Origin of the sequence: Streptomyces sp. NPDC001480, from assembly GCF_042894725.1 — a bacterium.
In the GTDB taxonomy this organism is placed as follows: Bacteria; Actinomycetota; Actinomycetes; order Streptomycetales; family Streptomycetaceae; genus Streptomyces.
Map to the genome: position 1 here is coordinate 1 of NZ_JBIAVX010000071.1, position 1,212 is coordinate 1,212.

Annotated in this window: 1 protein-coding gene; it reads right to left on the bottom strand. The window is 68.5% G+C overall.

The window, feature by feature from the left end; all coding sequences use genetic code 11:
- Positions 1-939: IS110 family transposase (locus ACFY01_RS46750; RefSeq protein WP_390741883.1), on the bottom strand; the 939-nt coding region annotated here is incomplete at its 3' end.
- Positions 940-1,212 lie beyond the last annotated feature (273 nt).

A 1,212-nucleotide genomic window follows, 5' to 3' on the forward strand; every position in this document is an offset into this window, starting at 1 on the left:
GCGGGCGACGTACGTCTTCGTGGCCGCGTCCAGCCGCATCCGGATCAGCGTGATCGTGTGTAAGGCCCGGTTGAGCTGCCGGTCGCCACTGCGGTTGATCCGGTGCCGGTTGGTCAACCCCGAGGAGGCCGGGATCGGCGAGACACCCGCGAACGATGCGAACGCCGCCTCGGACCTGAAACGGCCCGGATGCGACCAGCTGACCAGCACCTGAGCGGCGGTGATCGGGCCGACACCAAGGAGACCGAGGAGCTCAGGTGCCAACTGGCGGACCAGGCTGTAGATCTCGTTCTCCAGTTCCTTGGCCTCGGCCTGCAAGACCTGGATGCGCTGGGCCGTCGACCGTAGGGCCCGCGCTGTCATTCGGTGCTCGATGCCGTGAGCCGGTCGGTCCCGTAGTTGGGCACAACGTGTGATCTGCGCTGGCCGCTTGAGCTTGCGCAGCTCGCTGCGGAGGTCGTCGGGTGCGGACACGATCAGTGCCTTGAGCTGGTTGATCGCGGCGGTTGAGGCCAGGACCGCGCCGTGGCGGGTGGCGAGCAGGACACGCAGGGCCTCCCGTTCGCCACGGAGGCGGGGCTGGATCAAGTGCTCGCTGGCGAGGGCTTCCTTGGCCGCCCGGACGGCGTCAATCATGTCGGTCTTGCGTCCGCCGCGGACGGCTGGCCTCTTGGGCCGGCAGACCTCCACGACGCGTTCGCCAGCCTGGTCGAGGAAGGTGGCCAGACCAGCGCCGTAGCTGCCGATGCCCTCCAGGGCCCAGCAGCGGCGGCCGGGGATGTGCTTGCGAGCGAAGTCGAGGAGGCGGCGGTAGCCACGGGCATTGGCCGGCGCGTCGGTAGAGGCGAGGACGGCTCCGATGGGGCTGACGGCTGCGGCGGCGAGGGTGTCGCGGTGGGTATCGACGCCGATGACGCCGTCGACCTGTTCTGCGAGCATGGTCACGCGGTTGTTCTCCTTGAGGTTGGACGACCGTGGTCGGCGTCGGCCTGGGTGGAGTCACCGCGTGGCAGAACTGTGATGAGTCACGTCGAGATGGCGGACAAGCTGCTGATCAAGCCAACGGGGTGGGCCAGGCCGACGCCGACGTCCGGCAGACATCTCGGGGGCACGGCAAGCTCTGACGAGCCGCCAATTACCTTGTGGGTCATGCCGGAACGCCAGCGCCGAGCCTGGCAGCAGCCCAACCCGGGCCGCATCTCGACTATCACA